Annotated in this window: 1 protein-coding gene; it reads right to left on the reverse strand. The window is 69.3% G+C overall.

Annotation, left to right across the window (positions count from 1 at the left end; all coding sequences use genetic code 11):
* Positions 1-90: 90 nt before the first annotated feature.
* On the reverse strand, positions 91-1272 hold the full coding sequence (locus BEN49_RS15255; RefSeq protein WP_438831785.1) for a DUF2264 domain-containing protein: 1182 nt from the start codon (positions 1270-1272) through the stop codon (positions 91-93).
* Positions 1273-1323: the final 51 nt, after the last annotated feature.

The raw sequence follows: 1323 nt of genomic DNA on the forward strand, positions 1-1323 counted from the left end.
GGTCTTATATATGCTGCCTTGGGGCCCCAGGGCAAGACCCCTGCGGTGCCAGCACAGCTTGGTGGTACGGCTTGCGCGGCTGGGGCCCTATTACAAAGCATGGTCGGTTTTTATATTCTGGCCCGACCAGATTTGGCGGGCCGTCCAGTCCTGGGCCGGGCTGGTCCAAAACGGGTCGGCGGCGGGCAGGCCCAGGGGCAAAAAGGCGGTGGTGCACAGGTACAGGCTACCCGTCGAAATATACCCCTCGCCGATGCCCGGCTGGTGCCCGCACAGCCCAATTTGCAGCCAGCCGCGCGCATCAAAAGTGCCCTTGGGCTCCAGGGTGCGCCGGATGACGGCCGTGAGGGCGCTGCGCACCTGGCCCGGCGGCAATTCCGGGGGCAATTGCTGCTGCAAGGCCATCTGGGCCAGGTGCTGGAAAGCCCCACAGCGGTAGGCCAGCGAGCGGCCGAAGGCGGCAAACGAGCCGTCGGGGCCCACCAGGCGCTCCTGCACGGCGGCGTAGCGGCGGGCGCGGGTGCGCAGGGTTTCCAGCAGCTCGGGCCGCTCCTTTTGGGCCCCTACCAGCACCGCCACCACGTCGAGCAGCATGGGTTGGATGACGTAGCTATTGTAGTAATCCCAATGAAAATCAGCGCCGTCGCCGTAGGTGCCGTCGCCCTTGTACCACAGCTGGTGCTGCTTGATGGCATAGTCCATCCGCATCTCGTCGCCGGCCCCGGTAAACTTCAATAGCGCTGCCTCAATGATGGCGCTGAACAGCAGCCAGTTGCTGTACATGGGCTTAATGACGCGGGTGCTGAGCAGCGCCGATACCAGCTGCTGCTGGGTGGCCGGCGGCAGCGCGCCCCACAGCTGCGTGGGGGCCCGCAGCAGCGCCTGCGCCAGAAAGGCGGCGTCCACCACCGGCTGCCCGCCCCGGGTAAAGTTCAGGAAATCAGGCGACACCGGGTCTACGCCGTGGGCAATGGCCTGGCGGGCCAGCGCTGCGTAGCGCTGCTGCTGGGCCTGCTCGGGGCCCGGCGCGGCGGCTAGCTCCAGCCACGGGGCCAGGCCGGCCAGCGTGCGGCCCAGCGCTTCCAGGTGCGATACCTGGCTGCGGCTCTCGGCCTGCCCCGGCGCGGCCTCGATGGGCATGGTGGCCCGCAGCTGGCCCTGGGCCGCGGCTTGCAGCACGGGGTCGGCCACTTTCAGCAGCATTTGCAGCCAGTAGGCGCGGTCGTCGGGCCCGGGCGGTGGGGGCCGCGTCGCGGCCCGCGGCCCAGGCAGGGGCCCCGGCCGCGGCCAGCGCCGAGCGGCCGGCAACCGACTGGCTAACAA

Origin of the sequence: Hymenobacter coccineus (assembly GCF_001816125.1) — a bacterium.
Classification (GTDB): domain Bacteria; phylum Bacteroidota; class Bacteroidia; order Cytophagales; family Hymenobacteraceae; genus Hymenobacter; species Hymenobacter coccineus.